Here is a 16,047-nt window from a genome sequence, read left to right as displayed (position 1 = left end):
ATTGTCGCCCACAGGCGGAAGTCTCGCGTGTTGTGGGTTAGTCCTGCCAGGGGCGGGCGGTGACGGAGCCGTCGGGGAGTTCGACCACCTCGATGCCGGCGTCGAGTTCAGCGAGCGCACGGCCCTCAAGCCAGGTGAGGGTCCAGTACGAGCCCGCGGGAGCGTCGGCGTCGGCCTGGGCGATCGCGCCCCGCAGGTGTGCGGGCACGCTGGGCGGCGGGACCGTGCCCGCCGCCCAGCGTGTACCGAGCTGCATCATGCCTCCGGGGCAGGAGCGAGCTCGATCTGCACGACGGCGAGGTCCGCGCCATCGACGAACTGCAGGTCATCGATGCGGCCCACGGCCGCGAGGTCCGCCGCGGCACCGGCGAGGGCGGCGCGCACCTCAGCGGGGGCCGCCACGACGGCGCGCGCCACGGGCGTCTTCTGCGAAGCCTTCGCCTCCGTCTTCGCCCGGCGGATTCCGATCAGTGCCGCGCTGGTCGCGGTGAGCACCGCGGGATCGCCGGCGCGCCCACCCGGCACGGGCCAGGCGGACGTGTGGATCGAGCCCTCGTTGAACCAGGACCAGGACTCCTCCGTGGCGAACGCGATCACCGGAGCCAGCAGGCGCAGCAGCACCGACAGCGCCGTGCGCAGCGCCGCGACGGCCGAGGCGCCAGCCGCGCCGCCCGCGTACGCGCGCTCCTTCACCAGCTCGAGGTAGTCGTCGCAGAAGGTCCAGAAGAACGACTCGGTCACTTCCAGGGCGCGGGCGTGGTCGTACTGATCGAGGGCGCGCGTTGCGTCGGCGATGACCGTGTCCAGCGTCGCCAGCATGCTGAGGTCGAGCGCCTCGGTGACGGGGGCATCGCCCGGGTCGCCGAAGGAGAGCACGAACTTGGCGGCGTTGAGCACCTTGATGGCGAGGCGACGGCCGATCTTCACCTGCGTCGGGTTCTGCGGGTCGAACGCGGCATCGGCACCCAGACGGCTGGAGGCGGCCCAGTAGCGGACGGCGTCCGTTCCGTGCTGGGTCAGGATGTCGGCCGGCGTGACGACGTTGCCCTTGGACTTCGACATCTTCTTGCGGTCCGGGTCCACGATGAAACCGGAGATGGCGGCGTCGGTCCAAGGGGAGCGGTTGTCTTCCAGGGCGCTGCGCAGCATGGTGGCGAACAGCCAGGTGCGGATGATGTCCTGACCCTGCGGACGCAGGTCGAAGGGCGACACCAGATCCCACAGCTCAGGGTCGCGCTCCCAGCCGCCCGCGAGCTGCGGGGTCAGCGAGGATGTGGCCCAGGTGTCGAAGATGTCCATCTCGCCGTCGAAGCCGCCGGCCTGGCCGCGCTGGTCCTCGGTGTACCCCGTCGGCACATCGCTGGTCGGATCGATCGGGAGTCGTGCGATCTCCGGGATCAGCACGCGGTCGTAGTCGCGCTCACCGTTCTCATCCAGGCCGTACCAGACCGGAATCGGCACGCCGAAGAATCGCTGACGCGACACCAGCCAGTCACCGGTGAGCCCGCCTACCCAGTTCTCGTAGCGCACGCGCATGAAGTCCGGGTGCCAGTCCAGCTCACGACCGAGCTCCACGAGACGATCGCGCAACTGCGAGTCGCGGGCGCCGTTTCGGACGTACCACTGGCGCGTGGAGACAATCTCCAGCGGCCGGTCGCCCTTCTCGAAGAACTTCACCGGGTGGGTGAACGGACGTGGGTCGCCGATCATCTCACCGGAGGCCTGCAGCAGGTCCACCATCTGCTTCTTGGCGCTGAACACCGTCTTGCCGGCGAGCTCGCCGTACGCGGCGATGCCCGTCTCGGAGGTGATCGCGTCGGGACGCTCGGCGACGATGCGTCCGTCCTTGCCGATGATCGTGCGGTTGGGGAGGTCCAGTTCACGCCACCAGATGATGTCGGTCACATCGCCGAAGGTGCAGACCATCGCGATGCCCTTGCCCTTGTCCGGCTGAGCCAGGTGATGCGCGAGCACCGGCACCTCCACGCCGAACACCGGGCTGGTGACAGTGGTGCCGAACAGCGGCTGGTACCGCTCATCGTCGGGGTGGGCAACCAAGGCGACGCACGCCGCGAGCAGCTCCGGGCGCGTGGTGTCGATCTCCACATCACCGCTCGGGCCATGGAACACGAGGGTGTGGTAGGCGGACGGCTGCTCGCGGTCCTCGAGCTCCGCCTGCGCGATGGCCGAGCGGAAGTCGACGTCCCAGAGCGTGGGGGCCAGATCCTGGTAGGCCTCGCCGCGCTCCAGGTTGCGCAGGAACGCGAGCTGGCTGGTGCGGATCGTGTCGTCGGAGATCGTCCGGTACGTCTGGGTCCAGTCCACCGATAGCCCGAGCTGGCGGAACACGGCCTCGAACTGCTTCTCGTCCTCGACGGTGAGCTCCTCGCACAGCTCGATGAAGTTGCGTCGCGAGATCGGCTTCTGATCGGCCGCCTTGGACGACTTGTTGTCGCCGCCGCGGAACGGGGGAGTGAAGTCCGGGTCATACGGCAGCGACGGATCGCATCGCACACCGTAGTAGTTCTGCACGCGGCGCTCGGTGGGCAGTCCGTTATCGTCCCAGCCCATCGGGTAGAACACGCTCTTCCCGCGCATGCGCTCGAAGCGCGCCTTGATGTCGGTGTGGGTGAACGAGAACGCGTGACCGATGTGGAGGCTGCCGGAGGCGGTGGGCGGCGGGGTGTCGATCGAGTACACGGATCCGCGACCCTGCGCGGACGCGGCGGCGCGATCGAAGCGGAAGACACCGGTCTGCTCCCACTGCTCGGACCACTTGGCCTCGAGACCTTCGAGGGCGGGCTTGTCGGGAATCTGCGCGTCGGCCATGGGGTCTCCAGAGGCGATATGTGCGGCACCGTGTGAGCGTGCCTGAGTGTTTGGGAGAGACCAGTCTACGTGCTCTCCGAATGCGCGCCCCGTTCAGTCCGAGACGTGCACCCCGAGTGCCGTCGCGAGCGCCGCCGCGGCCAGCTGAGCCTGCAGTGACGTGATCGTCGCACCGGCGAGACCGCGCGGATCGAGATGGTGGGCGATGTCCAGGCCACGCAGATCGACATCCGTGTTGCGGGCCTCGCGCAGGTCCAGTTCGTCGACCCGCGAGGACGCGAAGCGAACACGGGTGAGGGAGGCGGCGGGCGCGTCGAGCGAACCGAACGTGGTGCGCGCTACCTCGACGTCTGCGGCGGAAGCGCGTCCGGCGCTGAGGTAGTCGACACGCGAATCCTCGATGATCAACTCGGAGATCTCGGCCTCGGCGAGATCGAGACTGCCGATGCGGCTGGAGTGAATGCGCACGCGCCGCAGGTGCGCGCCCCGCAACGAGAGGGAGGCGATCTGGACCGTGTCGAACTCGATGTCACGCAGACTGCCGTGCGCAGCGTCGATGCGATCGAGCACGCCGCCGACGAAGCGGCACCCGGCAAGGTCCGCGTACGACGCGTCAAAGGATCCGCGGGCATCGGCCCATTCGGCGTCCTCTGCCGTCACACCGCGCCGAGGCTCGGGTCCCGTCGAGAACTCATCGGGGAGGTCGGGGGCGGCTGCCTGAGGCGGACGGAGGGAGCGGGAGGTGCGGGCCATGTCGGAAGTCTAGGGACGGGGTCGGACATCGCCCTCTTTCGCCACCGCCCGCCGCGAATGGCTCTCCAACGGGTGACACCAAGGAGGAGGACGAGGAGAGGGGTGCCGCGCCCGACCCGAACGGGCGCGGCACCAGGTCGCGGGAGGATCTCATCGCGACCTCCGGCCACTCGAGGACCGGTGCGGTAATTGCACCGCGTCCAACAACCCTAGAAGATGCGGTAGGTTGGGGTCATCCCTGACCCGCACCTCCGAGGATCCCGCATGTCTGCTCGTTCCGTCGGCCGCCGAATGCTGGCCGCTCTCTCTCTGACCGTCGCTGCGACGATCGTCCTCGCCGGTTGTGCCGGAACGGATGCTCCCACCGCAGGTGGCGGCGACGCCTCCGGCACGTCCTCGGGCGAGCTCACCTGGGCGATCGCCGGCGCGACGCTCTCCGAAGGTCACATGGACCCCCAGACGAGCCAGATGGACGTCACCGCGATGGTTCAGCGGGTCGTGTTCGACTCGCTCGTGTTCCAGAACGCGGATGGATCGTTCTCGCCCTGGTTGGCGACCAAGTGGGATGTCTCCGCGGATGGCCGCAGCTACACGTTCACCCTCCGCGACGATGTCACCTTCACCGACGGCGAGGAGTTCAACGCCGAGGCCGTGAAGGCGAACTTCGATCGGATCATCGCCCCCGACACTGCGTCGGCGCAGGCCGCGAGCATGCTGGGCGGGGATAACTACGCCGGCACCACCGTGGTCGATGACACCACCGTGCGCGTCGACTTCCACGAGCCATACGCGCCGTTCCTGCAGGCAGCCAGCACTCCGCTGCTCGGCTTCTACTCGCCGCGCGTGCTCGACGAATCCCTCGACAAGCTGAAGGCCGGTGGACCGGACGTGACGGTCGGCACCGGACCGTACATCCTGAGCGAGTACACCGCCGATCAGGAGATCGTCTACACGGCGAACCCCGACTACGCGTGGGGACCGCAGGGCCAGAAGACCCCGTCGATCCAGACGTTGCGTGTCGCCCTCGTTCCGGAGCCCTCGGTGCGAACCGGAATGGCGAACTCGGGCGAGGCACAGCTGGTCAGCGAACTGCCGCCGAGTTCCGTCGTGGAGCTGAACCCGGACCTCACCGTGGATACGAAGGCCTACCCGGGCATGCCGTACTCGCTGTTCCTCAACGAGAAGTACGGTGTCTTCGCCGATCAGAAGGTACGCCAGGCGTTCGAACTGGGAATCGACGTCGACAGCGCCGTCACCTCGATCTTCGACGGCCAGTTCGAGCGCGCCTGGAGCGTCCTCGGACCCACCACTCCGATGTATGACGCGGCGATCGAGGGCACCTGGGCGTTCGACCCGAAGAAGGCGGAAGCCCTCCTCGACGAGGCCGGCTGGACCGGCCGGGACGCCGACGGATACCGCACCAAGGACGGAAAGCGACTCAGCGCCCGCTGGATCGCGTGGACCCCGATTCCCGATGACCGCACGGCCCTCGGCAACGCCATCCAGTCGGATCTGAAGAAGATCGGCTTCGAGGTGGTCCGTGAGGCTCTGGAGCCCGGCGCCTACAACGAGCAGTACGGTCCGAAGACCTACGACATCACCGACTGGGGCTTCTCTGGCGTGGATCCGGACTACCTGCGCTCGCACCTGGCGACCGATGGTTTCCAGAACGCCTCGCAGGTGTCCGACCCCACCGTCGACGCTCTCGTCACCACGGGTGCGCAGACGGTGGATCCGACCGAGCGCGCGGCCGCGTACACCGAGTTGCAGCAGTGGAACGCTGAGCATGTCGCGATCGTCCCGCTCTACGTTCCGGCCCTCATCAGCGCCAGCGCTCCCGAGGTGAGCGGACTCGCCTTCGACCTCTATGGTCGCCCGCTCTTCTACGACGCCTCGATCGACTGAGTTGGTCCGAGCGACCGCGTCCCGGCGGCGCGACGGAGTGATCCGTCGCGCCGCCCTCGGCGTGTCCGGGGGAGTGCTCCTGCTGTGGGCGGCAGCGACCGCGTCGTTTCTGCTGATGCGGGTGATTCCGGGCGACCCGGTCGCGGTCATGCTCGGCCCACAGGCGAACGTGTCCGAGGACGTCAAGCAGCGCTTGCAAGAACAGCTGGGGCTTGATCGACCCGTGCTGCAGCAGTACGCCGACTATCTCGGCGGCCTGCTGCGTGGCGACTTCGGGGAATCGTTCCAGCTGCGCCTTCCCGTCACCGAGGTGATTGGGCGTCAACTCGGGGCGACCCTCCAGCTCACGCTCGCGGCGCTCGCCATCGCACTGGCACTGGTGCTGGTCGTCGCGATCGTGGCTCGCACGCGTCGCGCTCGTGCGTTGGCGGCCACGATCGAGCAGGTCGTGCTCGGGATGCCGGTGTTCTGGATCGGACTGATCCTGCTCTCCGTCTTCGCGTTCGGGCTCGGGTGGTTACCGGTCTCGGGATCACGGCCCGGCTCGCTCGTTCTGCCGGCTGTCACCCTGGCCCTGCCTACCGCTGCGCTGCTCGGGCAGCTGCTTCGTGACGGGTTGGAACAGGCCGAGCGCTCGAACTTCGCCGAGACGGTGCGCGCGCGTGGCGCGGGCGATATCCGCCTGCTCGCGCATCACAACCTGAGGCACGCAACGGTGGGGGTCCTGCCGATGCTCGCGTATCTCATCGGCTCGCTGCTGGGTGGTGCGGTGCTCGTCGAGACCGTCTTCGCGCGTCCGGGCCTGGGGCGCGTGACCCTGGCCGCGATCACCGATCGGGATGCGCCGGTGCTGAGTGGCGTGCTCCTGCTCAGTTGCGCGGTGTTCGTCGTGGTCTCGCTGCTGTCTGATCTCGCGATTCCGCTGCTGGATCCGCGACGGCGGGCACGCGTCGCGGCTTCGGTTCCGGACGGCGAGGAGTCGGCATGATGCGCCGCGTGCTGCTCGCTCTCGCCGGCGCCCTGCTCCTGGTGCTTATCGCCATGGCGGTGGCCCCCCAGGTCTTCACAACGGCCGATCCGCTTGTGGCTGACGTGTCGGCCCGCCTGCAGCCGCCGAGTGCCGAGCACCTCTTCGGCACGGACCAGAGCGGACGTGACGTCTTCGCGCGCGTCGTCCACGGTGCCCGTGCTTCGCTCGGGGTGGGCGTGTCCGCCGTGCTCATCGCCCTGCTCGCCGGGACCGTGCTCGGATGGCTCATCGGCAGCGCACCCCGGCCGGTGGACGCTGTGGTGATTCGCGTCGTCGACCTCGCCCTGGCCGTTCCCGAGTTCCTGGTCGCCCTCGTCGTGGTGGCCCTCCTCGGTCCCGGTGCCGGAAACGTCGCCATCGCGGTTACCCTGGCCGTGATTCCCATCTACATTCGCTACGCGCGCGGGCACACCCGGGCCATCGCGGCGGAGGAGCACGTGGAGGCGGCGCGCATGCTCGGCCTCTCGACGGTGACGGTGTCGCTGCGGCACGTGCTGCCGGCGGTCGCCCGGCGGCTCACCGTGCTCGCGACGATCGGCATCGGCAGCACGATTCTGGCCGTTTCGGGTCTCGGCTTCCTCGGCCTCGGCGCGGGGGAGCCCGCGCCGGAGTGGGGACTCATGCTCGCCGGCGGACGCAATGTGCTGGCGCGAGCGTGGTGGGTGACGCTGTTTCCTGGCCTGGCGATCACCCTCACGGTGGTGTGCGCCAGCCTGATCGGTCGGGCGTTGCGTGATCTGGTCGAGGGGGAGCGCGTCCGATGAGCGGCATCGATCTGCGAGACCTCGTGATCACCGACGGCACCGGACCGAACGCCCGCGAACTCGTTCGGGTCGAGAGACTGCTGGTTACTCCGGGTGAGTGTGTGGCGGTCGTCGGCGAGTCCGGTGCGGGCAAGTCCCTGCTGCTGCGCGCGCTGCTGGGCCTCGTGCCGCGACCGCTGCGTGCCACGGCGACGCGGCTCGACGTGGACGGCACGGACCTGACCGCGGCCTCGGGACGAGATCTGCGTCGACTGCGCGGGGCACAGATCGCGCTGGTCAGTCAGGACGCACTGGTCGCACTGGATCCGATGCGGCGCGTGGGCGCCGAGGTCGCCGAGCCACTGGCGATCCATACCGACCTGCCCCGATCGGCGCGTCGACAGCGGGCCGTCGAGCTGCTGACCGACGTCGCGGTCGATCGACCGGCACTGCGGGCCGAGCAGTATCCGCATGAGCTGTCCGGTGGCATGCGTCAACGGAGTCTGATCGCGTCCGCCCTGGCCGCGGATCCTCCCGTGCTCGCGCTCGATGAGCCGACCACGGCGCTGGACGCCACGGTGCAGCGCCGTGTGCTCGAACTGGTGCGCTCCCTGGCCGATGACGGGCGAGCGGTGATTCTGATCAGCCACGACATCGCCGCCGTCGCCAGCGTCGCCGACCGCGTTGTTGTGATGCGTGATGGCCGCGTGGTCGAAAGCGGGACGACGGGCGAGGTCCTCTCGGCCCCGGCGCACCCGTACACGCGCGAACTTCTCGCGGCGGCGCGGCGGGCGGCTCCCGCTCACCGTGCGACGGGCGATCGGGTGCTGCTCGAGGCGCGCAACGTAACGCGTCGTTTCGCCAAGACACTCGCGGTGCACGACGTCTCGCTGACGCTGCACAGCGGCGAGGTGGCGGGGGTGGTGGGCGAGTCCGGTTCCGGCAAATCCACCCTGATCCGCATGCTGCTGGGGGCAGAAGATCCTGATGAGGGCGAGGTGACCCTCGACGGCGCGCCCTGGTCTCCGCTCGCGGAGTCGCAGCGTCGGGCGCGGCGTACCCGGATTCAGCTGGTGGCGCAGGACCCGCGCGCGGCTTTTCTGCCGACCTGGTCGATCGGTCGGACCATCGCTGAGGCACTTGAGGCTGCTGGGGTACCGCGTGCGCAGCGCCCCGATCGCGTCGCGCAGCTTTTCGCGCGGGTCGAGTTGGACCCTGCCTTTGCGGCGCGTCGCCCGGGCACCCTCTCGGGCGGACAGCTGCAACGTGCGGCGATTGCTCGGGCGCTGGCGACCGAGCCCGACGTGCTCCTGCTCGACGAGCCATTGTCGGCGCTCGATGTCTCGGTGGGCTCGCGAATTCTGGCGCTGCTGCGTCGGCTCCGAGACGAGGGCGTCGCGATGGTGCTGGTTTCGCACGATCTCGCGGTCGTCGGCGAACTCGCCGATCGAATCCTGGTGATGCAGGGCGGGCGCATCGTGGAGGAGGGCGCGGCGACGGAGATCTTTGCCAGACCGACCCACGCGTTCACGCGGGAACTTCTGGCATCGCGCGCCGCGTTGCCTCCGTCCGCGGACGACGGCGCGTCCTGAACAGGCGCACGGTATGATCGAGGAACACGCATCGATCCGGCATCACCGGGGAGCATTCGGAAGAACGGGCCGCGGCCCCAGTAGAACCGAACGGGGCAGGCCCGTCACAGCCGAAGTACGAAGTGGTCCATCGCCCGCCGGGCGGAGGGCAACGCGGGGTGGTACCGCGGTCGAGAGATCGTCCCCGCAGGAGCGAATCACGAGCACCTGCGAGATGAGATGACCTACCCACGATCCTCCTTCGGACCCGCTGCCGATCAGGCAGCGTCCGTTATGCCGAGCCCGCGGTTCCCGGAGATCGAGCGCGACATCCTCGACTTCTGGGAGAGCGACGACACCTTCCGCGCGTCCATCGCCCAGCGCGACGATGCCGATGAGTGGGTGTTCTACGACGGCCCGCCGTTCGCGAACGGCCTGCCGCACTACGGCCACCTCCTCACCGGCTACGCCAAGGACCTGTTCCCGCGGTTCCAGACGATGCGCGGCAAGAAGGTGGACCGCGTGTTCGGATGGGACACGCACGGCCTGCCGGCTGAGCTGGAGGCGATGAAGCAGCTCGGCATCACCGAGAAGAGCGAGATCGAGGCCATGGGCATCGACACGTTCAACGCGAAGGCTCGTGAGTCGGTGCTCACCTACACGCAGGAGTGGCGCGACTATGTCACCCGTCAGGCGCGCTGGGTGGACTTCGAGCGCGGCTACAAGACGCTCGACACCTCGTACATGGAGAGCGTGCTGTGGGCGTTCAAGACCCTCTACGACAAGGGTCTGGCCTATGAGGGCTACCGTGTGCTGCCCTACTGCTGGCGGGATGAGACGCCGCTGTCGGCGCACGAGCTGCGGATGGACGACGACGTCTACAAGGAACGCCAGGATCCGTCGGTGACGGTGAGCTTCCCGCTCGTCGGCGCCAAGGCGGAGGCGCTCGGGCTCACGGGCGTTCGGGCTCTCGCGTGGACGACCACCCCGTGGACGCTGCCGACGAACCTCGCCCTCGCCGTCGGTCCGGAGATCGGCTACGTCGTAGTTCCGGGTGGCCCTGCGGGTGCCGCCGATGTCGCCGGGGGAGACGACGCCGAATCCGCGGTGGCACACCGCTATCTGCTGGCCGGCGCCCTGCTCGGCGGCTATGCCAAGGACCTCGGTTACGCATCCGCCGATGAGGCGCAGGCAGCGGTGGAGCGCACGGTGCGCGGTGCCGAGCTCGCCGACGTGCACTACGACCGTCTGTTCGACTACTACGCCGACGCGGAAGCGCACGGCACTGCCACCGCCTGGCGCATCCTGGTGGACGACTACGTGTCAACCGGCGATGGTACCGGCATCGTGCACCAGGCTCCCGCCTACGGCGAGGACGACAAGCGCCTCGCGGACGCCGCGGGCCTGCCCACGATCCTGTCGCTGGATGACGGCGGCCGCTTCCTGCCCGCCGTCACCGATGTCGCGGGCGAGCTGTGGATGGATGCCAACCGGCCCCTGATCCGCCTGCTCAAGACGAACGGTCGCCTGCTGCGCGAGGCGTCCTACCTGCACTCCTACCCGCACTGCTGGCGCTGCCGGAACCCCCTCATCTACAAGGCCGTATCGAGCTGGTTCGTGCGCGTCACGGATTTCAAGGACCGCATGCTGGATCTCAATCAGGAGATCACCTGGGTGCCGGAGAACGTCAAGGACGGTCAGTTCGGCAAGTGGCTGGAGGGCGCACGCGACTGGTCGATCAGCCGCAACCGCTATTGGGGATCACCCATCCCGGTGTGGAAGAGCGATGACCCCGAGTACCCGCGTGTAGACGCGTACGGCTCGTTCGAGGAGCTGGAGCGCGACTTCGGGCGCCTGCCGCGCAACGAGAGGGGCGAGCCGGACCTGCACCGTCCCTACATCGACGAGCTCACGCGGCCGAACCCGGACGACCCCACCGGGAAGTCCACGATGCGCCGCATCGAGGACGTGCTGGATGTCTGGTTCGACTCGGGTTCGATGCCCTTCGCGCAGGTGCACTATCCGTTCGAGAACCGCGAGTGGTTCGATTCGCACTCGCCCGCCGATTTCATCGTGGAGTACATCGGACAGACGCGCGGCTGGTTCTATCTGCTGCACGTGCTTTCCACCGCGCTGTTCGACCGGCCGGCGTTCACCGGTGTGTCCTGCCACGGCATCGTGCTGGGCTCCGACGGCCAGAAGATGTCGAAGTCGCTGCGCAACTATCCCGACGTGTCCGAGGTCCTGGACCGTGACGGCTCTGACGCCATGCGCTGGTTCCTCATGTCCAGCTCGGTGCTGCGCGGCGGCAACCTCTCGGTCACCGAGGAGGGTATCCGCGGCGGCGTCCGTGAGTTCCTGCTGCCGCTGTGGAACTCGTGGTACTTCTTCGCCACCTACGCCAACGCCGCCCAGCCGGGCGGCTATCAGGCGACGTGGCGCACGGACTCGACCAACGTGCTCGATCGCTACATCCTGGCGCTGCTCGGAGACCTGGTCACCGGCGTGACCGCGGACCTCGAGGGCCTGGATTCGACCAGCGCCACCGAGAAGCTCCGCGACTTCGCCGAGGCGCTGACCAACTGGTACATCCGTCGTTCGCGGGACCGGTTCTGGGTCGGCGTCACCGAGGACGAGAGCTCGCGTGAGGCCTTCGACACGCTGTACACGGTGCTCGAGGTGCTCACCCGTGTGGCCGCGCCGCTGATCCCGCTCGTCTCCGAGCGCGTGTGGCAGGGCCTCACGGGGGGACGAAGCGTGCACCTGCAGGACTTCCCCGACGCATCCGCGTTCGCACCGGCGGACGATATCCGTGCGGCCATGGATGCCGTGCGCGAGATCTCCTCGACCGCCAACGCGCTGCGCAAGCAGCACGGTCTGCGTGTGCGGCTGCCCCTCGCCAAGCTCACGGTGGTCGCAGCCGATTCGGCCGGTCTCGCCCAGTTCGAGGGCATCCTCCGCGACGAGCTGAACGTGAAGGCCGTCGAACTCGTGGAGGCCGAGGAGGGCATCGGGGAGCGCTACGGCATCAGCCGACGGCTGGTTGTGAACGCCCGCGCCGCCGGCCCGCGCATCGGCAAGCAGGTGCAGCAGGCCATCGGCGCGGCCAAGGGCGGCGACTGGTTTGAGGCGGACGGCGTCGTGACGGCCGGCGGCATCGCGCTGCAGCCGAACGAGTACGACCTCGCGCTGGAGGTCGCCGGTGGAGCCGAGGGCACCGCGCTGGCGCTCCTCCCGGGCGGCGGGTTCGTGCTGCTCGACACCGCGACCACGCCTCAGCTGGAAGCCGAGGGTCTCGCCCGCGACGTGATCCGTGCGGTGCAGGACACCCGCCGTGCAGCGGACTTCGACGTCAGCGACCGCATCCGCCTGCAGCTTGCGTTCGCGAGCGCCGAAGAGGCCGCGGCTGTTGCTGGGGCGTTCGACGTGGCGGATGTCGCGGGCGAGACGCTGGCGACGAGCTACACCGTGCTCGGCGACGGCGCCGCGGTGCTGGCATCGGGGGAGGCCGGCACCTCCTTCGAGCACACTGCCGACATCATCGCGGGCACATACGCGAACACCGCGGCGTTCACCGTCTCGGTGGCCCGCACGGGTGAGCGAGGAGAGCGCTGATGAGCGATCGCGACAGGGCCGACGCCGTTTACGCCGAGCTGCTCACCCGCCAGGGTGAGCAGTGGGTGCAGCCGCGCGTTGAGCGCACCGCCCGTGTGCTGGAGCTGCTGGATGATCCGCAGCGCACGTATCGGGTGATCCACATCACAGGAACGAACGGCAAGACCTCCACGGCTCGCACGATCGAGTCGCTGCTGCGGGCCCACGGCTTGCGCACGGGTCTGTTCACCAGTCCGCACCTGGTGCGCTTCACCGAGCGCATGCTGGTGGACGGGGAGCCGATCGCCGACGCAGCCGTCGCGGATGCGTGGGACGAGATCGCGCCGTTCGTCGGGATCGTGGACGCTGAGCTCGCCGCGAAGGGCGACGCGGCGCTGACCTTCTTCGAGCTGCTGACCGTGCTGGCCTTCGTCGCGTTCGCCGATGCCCCGATCGATGTGCTCGTGCTCGAAGTCGGCATGGGCGGTTCGTGGGATTCCACCAACACCGCGGATGGCGACGTCGCCGTGTTCACTCCGATCGACCTGGATCATGCGGACCGGCTGGGCGACACGATCGAGAAGATCGCCACAGTCAAGGCCGGCATCATCAAGGACGGCGCCGCTGTGGTCTCTGCCCGCCAGACGCCCGAAGCCGAAGCGGTGCTGCGGGCCGCCGCTGCCGCCCACGGCGCGAGTCTCGCGTTCGAGGGCGCGGAGTTCGCGCTGGTCAGTCAGCAGCTGGCTGTGGGCGGTCAACAGGTCACCGTGCGCGGTATCTCCGGTTCCTACGACGATGTCTATCTGCCGCTCTACGGTGCCCATCAGGGCCAGAACGCCGCGCTGGCGATCGCTGCTGTGGAATCGCTGATCGGCGGCGGCGGACAGTCCATCGCCGACGACATCCTGACCGAAGGGCTCGCCGAAGCCACCTCTCCCGGTCGGTTGCAGCTCATCGGCATCGAGCCGACCGTGCTCGTGGATGCCGGGCATAACCCGCACGGCGCGCGTGCTTTGGCGTCTGCGTTGCGCGAGTCCTTCGACTTCGATGAGTGGGGTCTCGTGCTCGGGGTGCTGGGAGACAAGGACGCTGCCGGGATCATCGACGCCCTGCGCGAGATCCCTGCGCACGTCTTCGTTACCGAGCCGGAATCGGATCGCGCTCTGGAAGCCGATGTGCTGGCCGATCTCGTCGAGGCTGCGGGACTGCGCGCGAGCGTTCACCCCAACCTCGATGACGCCGCCGAATCCGCGCGCGACTGGGCGGCGGAAGCGCCGCGTCGCGCGGTGATCATCGTCGGATCGGTGGTGCTCGCCGGCGAGGCGATCCGTCTTGCTGAGGACGAGGACTGGAAGGGGAACACCGCCCGATGAGCGCCTCCTCACGTACTCCGTCCCTGATGGCGCGGCTGGGCTCGATCGTGCTCATCTTCGAGGCCTTCGTCGCTTTCCTCGGCGGACTGGTGGTCTACGGACTGCGGGCGCTGCCGGAGACGATCGCTCCCTGGTGGGGGATCGTCGGCGGCGCCGCGGTCGCGCTGCTCATGGTGGTCGTTGCCGGATGCACGCGTTTCCGCTGGGGAATCATCGCGGGTTGGCTGCTGCAGTTCGTCATCCTCGCCGCCGCATTCCTGAACCTCGCCTTCGTATTCGTCTTTCTCGTCTTCGGCGGGATGTGGGCGTATGCGATGATCACGTCGGCTCGTTTGGTCCGCAAGGGCCCGGCCGCCACCTCCACGACAGAAAGTGACTGACATGGCAACCGAAGAAACGCTCGTCCTGGTCAAGCCCGACGGCGTGGCTCGCGGACTCACCGGCGCGATCCTCGCGCGCATCGAGGCGAAGGGCTATGCGCTCGTCGATCTCAAGCTCGTGCAGCCGGATCGCACGCTGCTGGAGCAGCACTACGCCGAGCACGAGGGCAAGCCCTTCTACGAGCCGCTGCTCGAGTTCATGATGTCGGGGCCGTCGGTGGCGATTCGCCTTGCCGGCAACCGTGTCATCGAGGGCTTCCGTTCGCTGGCCGGGACCACCGACCCCACCACCGCGGCGCCGGGCACCATCCGTGGCGACTTCGGTCGCGACTGGGGCCTGAAGGTGCAGCAGAACCTGGTTCACGGCTCGGACAGCGTGGAGTCCGCCGAGCGCGAGCTCGGCATCTGGTTCAGCTGATCCCAGACGGAAACGAGGCGTCCTCCCGAGCGGGAGGACGCCTCGTTTTGTACGCGCCGGTGTCAGAACAGGGTGGTCAACACGTGCAGGCGGGTCTCGGCGAGCACGGCGATGATGGCGAGGACCACGACGGCGAAGACGGGCGTCCAGCCCATCAGACGCTCGCCCAGCGCGATGCCGCCAGAGCCGAAGGCACCCTGTTTCATGGCGGTGAAGGTGACCACGAAGAACGACGGGATCACCATGAGCCAGGTCACCATGCACCACGGGCACAGCACGTTCAGGGCGAAGATGCTCTGGAACACGAGCCAGAAGACGAAGCCGATCGCGAAGACGTAGCCGAGCCAGAAGAAAGTCCAGAACCACCGCGCGAAACGCGCTCCGGCCAGAATGGCGAAGCCCACCACGATGGGCGCCACCCACGCGGCGATGCCGATCAGCGGGTTGGGGAAACCGAAGACGCTGCCCTGCCAGGAGTTGAGGTTGGTGCTGCACTGCACCAGCGGGCTGATGTCGCAGGATGCGATCGAGTCCGGGTTCTCGAGTTTCTCGAACTTCTCGATCGTGAGGGCGAACGCGGCGTACCAGCCGATGATGCCACTGACGATCAGCCAGATGGCCACGCCGACGGGACGCTTGCGGGTTTCGATCATGTCCTCAGTATGCCCGCAGGGTCATGCGACGAGGCCGGAGAAAACCTGGGAGCGGTGATATGCCGACATGCGTATGAACCGCTACTGGCCCATTTCCGGTCGATAGTGCGATAATGAAGGTCGTTGCACCCACCGGCCGCGCCGGTGAACGCAGTGAAGAAGACTTCGAGGCCAAGACGGCCTCCGCGACCAGAGCCGCTGAGCCGGTCGCAGACCGAGTGAGTTCGCGGCACCGCCAGGCGCGGCGCCGCACGAGAATTTCGCCGGGCGACGCGCGGTGTTGCCCGCAGGGAGTGTGCCAGAAATGGCAGAGACGAAGAGCGAGAACGACCGTACCTCCGATTCCGGAGAGAACGACAAGCAGCACGGACTGCCCGCCGGGGCCGATGGGGAGCTGTTTGGCGACCACACGGCACTTCCGGCGTTCGGTGGACCTGGCGACGACGCAGACGCGGACCCCACCGAACCGGTGGGGCGCTCTGACGCGGCCGAGGCCGCTGACGCGGCCGGGGATGACGGCGAGACCGTGATCGAGTCCGACGCAGGGATCATCGTCGTGAGCGACGACGTCGCGCCGAACGACGACCATGGGGCCGATTCCCAGGTGCACGCCATCGAGACGTCCTCGGAGGCTGAGACGTCCTCGGAGACTGAGACCGCATCCGAGACTGGGGACGCGGCAGCCGCCGGCGATGAGGCCGCGGCGTCAACGTCGGCTGCGGATGCGTCATCGGATGCAGCGCCGGTGTCGGATGCTGCGCCGGCAGGTGCCGAGGACACGGCGAACGAGCAGCTGAG

General features: G+C 68.3%; 12 protein-coding genes and 1 pseudogene. 9 read left to right on the top strand and 4 right to left on the bottom strand.

Going from position 1 to position 16,047, the window contains the following annotated elements:
- Positions 1 to 37: 37 nt before the first annotated feature.
- The 3 genes from ACI3KU_RS10305 to ACI3KU_RS10295 form a co-directional block, all read right to left on the bottom strand.
- A complete protein-coding gene (locus tag ACI3KU_RS10305) occupies positions 38 to 259 on the bottom strand; it encodes a hypothetical protein (RefSeq protein ID WP_404922227.1) in 222 nt (73 codons plus the stop codon).
- Positions 256 to 2,829: a valine--tRNA ligase gene (gene valS, locus ACI3KU_RS10300; RefSeq protein WP_404922226.1), complete on the bottom strand. Its 2,574-nt coding sequence runs from the start codon at positions 2,827 to 2,829 to the stop codon at positions 256 to 258. The genes ACI3KU_RS10305 and valS overlap by 4 nt, the downstream gene beginning before the upstream one ends.
- A 93-nt stretch (positions 2,830 to 2,922) precedes the next feature.
- A complete protein-coding gene (locus ACI3KU_RS10295; RefSeq protein WP_404922225.1) occupies positions 2,923 to 3,582 on the bottom strand; it encodes a pentapeptide repeat-containing protein in 660 nt (219 codons plus the stop codon).
- Between the two features lie 264 nt (positions 3,583 to 3,846).
- Here ACI3KU_RS10295 and ACI3KU_RS10290 point away from each other — a divergent pair, with 264 nt between their 5' ends.
- From ACI3KU_RS10290 to ndk, 8 genes are all read left to right on the top strand, one after another.
- The gene (locus ACI3KU_RS10290; protein WP_404922224.1) at positions 3,847 to 5,487 is read left to right on the top strand and encodes an ABC transporter substrate-binding protein; all 1,641 of its coding nucleotides are present in this window, start codon (positions 3,847 to 3,849) and stop codon (positions 5,485 to 5,487) included.
- 37 nt (positions 5,488 to 5,524) lie between these two features.
- Positions 5,525 to 6,475, top strand: a complete 951-nt coding sequence (locus ACI3KU_RS10285; RefSeq protein ID WP_404922223.1) for an ABC transporter permease — start codon at positions 5,525 to 5,527, stop codon at positions 6,473 to 6,475.
- A complete protein-coding gene (locus ACI3KU_RS10280; protein ID WP_404922222.1) occupies positions 6,472 to 7,281 on the top strand; it encodes an ABC transporter permease in 810 nt (269 codons plus the stop codon). The genes ACI3KU_RS10285 and ACI3KU_RS10280 overlap by 4 nt, the downstream gene beginning before the upstream one ends.
- Positions 7,278 to 8,852 (top strand): ATP-binding cassette domain-containing protein, encoded by a 1,575-nt coding sequence (locus tag ACI3KU_RS10275; RefSeq protein WP_404922221.1) that lies wholly within the window; start codon positions 7,278 to 7,280, stop codon positions 8,850 to 8,852. Before ACI3KU_RS10280 ends, ACI3KU_RS10275 begins: the two co-directional genes overlap by 4 nt.
- A gap of 219 nt (positions 8,853 to 9,071) precedes the next feature.
- A complete protein-coding gene (ileS, locus tag ACI3KU_RS10270; RefSeq protein ID WP_404922220.1) occupies positions 9,072 to 12,446 on the top strand; it encodes an isoleucine--tRNA ligase in 3,375 nt (1,124 codons plus the stop codon).
- On the top strand, positions 12,446 to 13,798 hold the full coding sequence (locus ACI3KU_RS10265; RefSeq protein WP_404922219.1) for a bifunctional folylpolyglutamate synthase/dihydrofolate synthase: 1,353 nt from the start codon (positions 12,446 to 12,448) through the stop codon (positions 13,796 to 13,798). The genes ileS and ACI3KU_RS10265 overlap by 1 nt, the downstream gene beginning before the upstream one ends.
- The gene (locus ACI3KU_RS10260; protein ID WP_404922218.1) at positions 13,795 to 14,178 is read left to right on the top strand and encodes a DUF4233 domain-containing protein; all 384 of its coding nucleotides are present in this window, start codon (positions 13,795 to 13,797) and stop codon (positions 14,176 to 14,178) included. Before ACI3KU_RS10265 ends, ACI3KU_RS10260 begins: the two co-directional genes overlap by 4 nt.
- A 1-nt stretch (position 14,179) precedes the next feature.
- On the top strand, positions 14,180 to 14,596 hold the full coding sequence (gene ndk, locus ACI3KU_RS10255; protein WP_404922217.1) for a nucleoside-diphosphate kinase: 417 nt from the start codon (positions 14,180 to 14,182) through the stop codon (positions 14,594 to 14,596).
- Between the two features lie 62 nt (positions 14,597 to 14,658).
- On the opposite strand, the gene ACI3KU_RS10250 is transcribed toward ndk, so the two are convergent.
- Complete coding sequence (locus ACI3KU_RS10250; protein WP_404922216.1) at positions 14,659 to 15,249, bottom strand: vitamin K epoxide reductase family protein; 591 nt, start codon at positions 15,247 to 15,249, stop codon at positions 14,659 to 14,661.
- 304 nt (positions 15,250 to 15,553) lie between these two features.
- On the opposite strand from ACI3KU_RS10250, the pseudogene ACI3KU_RS10245 reads away from it, so the two are divergent.
- Positions 15,554 to 16,047, top strand: a pseudogene (locus ACI3KU_RS10245) (hypothetical protein); the annotation flags it as partial.

It is taken from the genome of Microbacterium sp. ZW T5_56 (assembly GCF_044987425.1).
Lineage (GTDB): Bacteria > Actinomycetota > Actinomycetes > Actinomycetales > Microbacteriaceae > Microbacterium.
The sequence above is the reverse complement of the archived record's forward strand: the minus strand, read 5'-3'. Positions and strand labels throughout refer to the sequence as shown.